The sequence below is a fragment of the Streptomyces sp. NPDC006265 genome, from assembly GCF_040613555.1.
Taxonomy (GTDB): Bacteria; Actinomycetota; Actinomycetes; order Streptomycetales; family Streptomycetaceae; genus Streptomyces.
On record NZ_JBEXSH010000879.1, the window covers coordinates 1 to 3,756 of the forward strand.

2 protein-coding genes and 1 pseudogene are annotated in these 3,756 nt (G+C 73.3%); 1 reads left to right on the forward strand and 2 read right to left on the reverse strand.

Annotated elements, in window-relative coordinates:
• Together ABZ281_RS41980 and ABZ281_RS41985 are read right to left on the reverse strand one after the other, a co-directional pair.
• Positions 1–822 (reverse strand): serine/threonine-protein kinase (locus ABZ281_RS41980; RefSeq protein ID WP_356663223.1); only part of this gene is annotated, 822 nt, incomplete at its 3' end.
• A 61-nt stretch (positions 823–883) separates the two neighbouring features.
• Positions 884–1,732 carry an oxygenase MpaB family protein gene (locus tag ABZ281_RS41985; protein ID WP_356663225.1) on the reverse strand — a complete coding sequence of 283 codons (849 nt, stop codon included), beginning with the start codon at positions 1,730–1,732 and terminating at the stop codon, positions 884–886.
• Between the two features lie 281 nt (positions 1,733–2,013).
• On the opposite strand from ABZ281_RS41985, the pseudogene ABZ281_RS41990 reads away from it, so the two are divergent.
• A pseudogene (locus ABZ281_RS41990) lies at positions 2,014–3,730 on the forward strand (ABC transporter permease subunit).
• Positions 3,731–3,756 lie beyond the last annotated feature (26 nt).

Consider the following 3,756-nt stretch of genomic DNA (forward strand, 5'->3'; position numbering starts at 1 on the left):
CAGCTCGCGGGCGTCGTCGGGCCGTTGCCCGGGTTCCTTGGCGAGCAGGTCGAGGACGACCCGCTCCAGGTACTCGGGCAGTTCGGCACGGTGCTCGCGCGGCGGGCGGGGCGGGGTGTCGCGGTGGCCGACGAGGATCGCCCAGGCGTCTCCGAGGTCGAACGGCGGTACGCCGGTGGCGATCTCGTACAGCACGCACCCGAACGAGTAGAGGTCGCTGCGCTGGTCGACCTCGGTGCCGCTGATCTGCTCCGGGGACATGTAGTGCGGGGTCCCCATGGCGATGCCGGTGCCGGTCAGTCTGGAGGTGAAGCCGATGTCGTGCCCGAGTCGGGCTATGCCGAAGTCGCAGATCTTCACCGTGCCGTCGCCGAGCCGCATGATGTTCGCGGGTTTCAGGTCCCGGTGGACGATGCCCTGTTCATGGCAGTAGGCGAGGGCTGCGGCGACCTGCTCGGCGATCTCCTCGACATCCGCGACCGGCAGCGGGTGCTGCTTGTTGTCCTCCAGGAGCTGGCTGAGGTTGCGTCCGTCCAGCAGCTCCATGACGAGGTAGAGGACGCCGTCGGACTCACCGAAGTCGTGTACGACGGTGATGCCCCGGTGCTGCAGCGCGGCCGCCACCCGGCCCTCGCGGCGGAACCGCTCCCGCAGCACGCGGGTGAAGGCGTGGTCGTGGTTCGGGCCGAGTGGCTTGAGGCACTTGACGGCGACGTGCCGGCCCAGGGACTCGTCCCGGGCCCGCCACACCTCGCCCATGCCGCCGCGCCCGATCAGATCGAGCAGCCGGTACCGGCCATGGATGAGCCTGCTGTACCCCATGTCGCGCGACGCTCCCCCCGGTAGCTGTCCGCCCGCCCCCTGGCCCACCCAGTATGGCGGCCTATCGTCCGAGTTTGTACGGTGCCGGGCGCGCGTCGGGGCCGAGCCTCGCCATCGCCCGCAGAATGTGTTTGGGCGGGAGTTGCCACCGCACACGTGCGGGGATGCGGCGCAGCAGGAGGCCCGCGAGGCGCAGTTGGCGGGTGACGGTGGCGGGAGCGGGGGCTGGTCTGCCGTACAACTCGTGGGCGTACGGCGGCAGAGAGGCGTACGCCAGATGTGCCACGCGCCGCCACAGCACCTCGCGCGCCGGTACGAGGAGCGGGTGCGTCGGCGGGCGGAGCAGGAAGTCGTCCACCTCGCGTGCCTCGGGTCCGGCGGCCAGGTCCGGGCGCACTTTCTCGAAGTACTCGGCCAGCTCGGCCCGGTTCGCGGGTAGGGCGTCGGTGTCCAGACCCACCAGGCGTGCGCTCACCCGGTGTTCGGCCACGTACCGGTCGGCCTCGGCATCGGTGAGCCGGAGTCCTGACCTGCGCGCGACCTGCAGATACGAGTCGATCTCGGCGCAGTGCACCCACATCAGCAGGGCGGGTTCGTCGACGCCGTAGCGCTCGCCGGTGTCCGGGTCGGTGGCGGTCAGCATGCGGTGGATCTTCCGGACCCGGGCGCCGGCGCGCTCGGCGGCCTCGGTGGTGCCGTAGGTCGTCGTTCCGACGAAGTCGGCGGTACGCATCAGCCGGCCCCAGGCGTCCCGCCGGAAGTCGGAGTTCTGCATGACCCCGCGCACCGCACGGGGATGCAGGGCCTGGAGGTAGAGCGCCCGGACACCCGCGATCCACATCACGGGGTCGCTGTGCACCTGCCAGGTCACCGAGTCCGGCCCGAAGAGCCCCGGGTCCGCGCCGGTCATGCGCCTCACCTCCGCCCGGCCCACACGATGACACAGGGCGAACAACAGGTCGAGAGCTCTTCATTCGAACCGCGGCCGTTCATTCGTTGAGCTTTCACCTACCCGGCTGAGGGTTTGGTAAGGCTCCCCTTATATGTTGACGCCGCCGATCAAGCACCGGACGGGCCCCGGCTGTCTGTCCGACCTCCCCGCACGACAGGACCCGACATGCGCACCCCCTCCCGCGGCCTCATAGCGGCGCTCGCTCTCGCCCCTGTCACGCCCCCGCCGCCCGCCCGCCCCTGTGGCCGGCGGCGGCAGGCCGTGCGCTCGCCGGAGCCGTGCTGCTCGGTGCGGTGGCCCTGCTGCCGTGGCTGACCGGCGCCGACCCCGCCCGCACGGTGCTGCGCGCCCGTTCCGCCGACCAGAACCCCACAGCCGCGGAACTTGCCACCGTAGGCGAGCAGTTGGGGCTGGACGAGGGACCGTTCGCGCATCTCGGGCACTCTGGGCGGCTTGCCCCGCGGAGACGCGGGCGTCTCGTGGGTCTCCGGCGAACCGGTCATGCCGCAGGTGGGGACCGCCCTGTCGGTCTCGCTGACCCTGATGCTGGGCGCGCTCATGGTGACCGCCCTGGTCGCCGCGCTGGTGTGTGCCCGCACCGTGTTCCTCGGCTCCCGGCGCCGGCTGCGGCAGGACCGGACGGGCACCACGGCCGCCGTGCTGGCCGCGCTGCCGAAGTTCCTGCTTGCTTCCGTGCTGGCCACCGTGTGCGGGGTGTGGTGGGGGTGGTTCCCGTCCAGCGGGTGGGAGGGGCCGCAGTCGATGGTGCTGCCCTCGCTGGCCCTCGGCATCCCGTCGGGCGCGATGCTCGGCGGGATCCTCGACCAGGCACTGCCCGCCGCCTTCCACGAACCGTGGGCGCGCACGGCGTACGCCGTCGGGCTCCCGCCCGGTCACATCGGCCGCAACGCACTGCGCCGCACCCTGCCCGGCATGCTGCCGCAGCCGCTGCCGACCGTCGTGGCCCTGGCCGGCGGTGCGGTCGCGGTGGAGAAGATCTTCAACATCCCCGGGCTCGGCCGGCTCGCCCTGGAGGCCGCCGTCGCCCAGGACCTCCCGGTGCTCCAGACCGCGACCCTGGCGCTGGTCCTGCTCGGCGTGAGCGCCGGCATCCTGGTCCGGGCCCTGCGCCACGCCCTCCTCGGCCGCCCCCTGCGTGACGGCGCCCTGCCGGCCCTGCACCGGCCCCGGCTCGTCCCGCCGCGCTCCCTGCGCTGGATCACCGCGGCATGTGCAGTAGCCCTGCTCGCCCTCGTCACGGCGGGCCTGCTCCGCGACCCCTCGCAGGTCGACACGGCGGCGCGGCTGGTGTCCCCGTCCCTCGAACACCCGCTGGGCACGGACGCGCTGGGCCGGGATCTGCTGGCCCGGCTGGGCCACGGGGCGCTGCGCACGGCCGGTGTCGCCCTCGCCGTGACGGCGGTCAGCGCGGTCACCGGACTCCTGCTGGGCACGGCACCGCGGGCGAGCGCCGGTCCGACGGAGGTCGGGGCGACCCTGCCCGCAGTCCTCACCGGTCTGCTGGTCGCGGGCGTGACCGGCCCCTCGGTGTGGGGCGCGGCGATCGCGGTCTGCGTGGTCGGTTGGAGCCCGTACGCCGCGCAGACCGCCGCCCTGCTCGAACAGGAACGCGCGAGCGGTCACATCGCCGCCTCCGTCGCGCTCGGCGCGGGACGGCTGCACCTGCTGCGCCGCCACCTGCTCCCCGCGGTCCTGCCGGCCCTCCTGCGCAACGCACTGCTGCGGCTGCCGACCGCCGTCCTGGTCCTGGCCTCGCTCGGCTTCCTCGGCCTGGGTGAACAGCCGCCCACCCCCGAGTGGGGCAGGCTCCTGTCGGAGAACCAGCCGTACGCCGAACTGGCCCCCCGGACGGTACTCGGCCCGGCCGCCGCGCTGGTGGTGCTCTCCGTGCTGGCGGTGACGGGCAGCACGCTGGGACGCGGGAAGGGCGAGTAGCAGGCGCCCCGGCTCGTGGAGTCCAC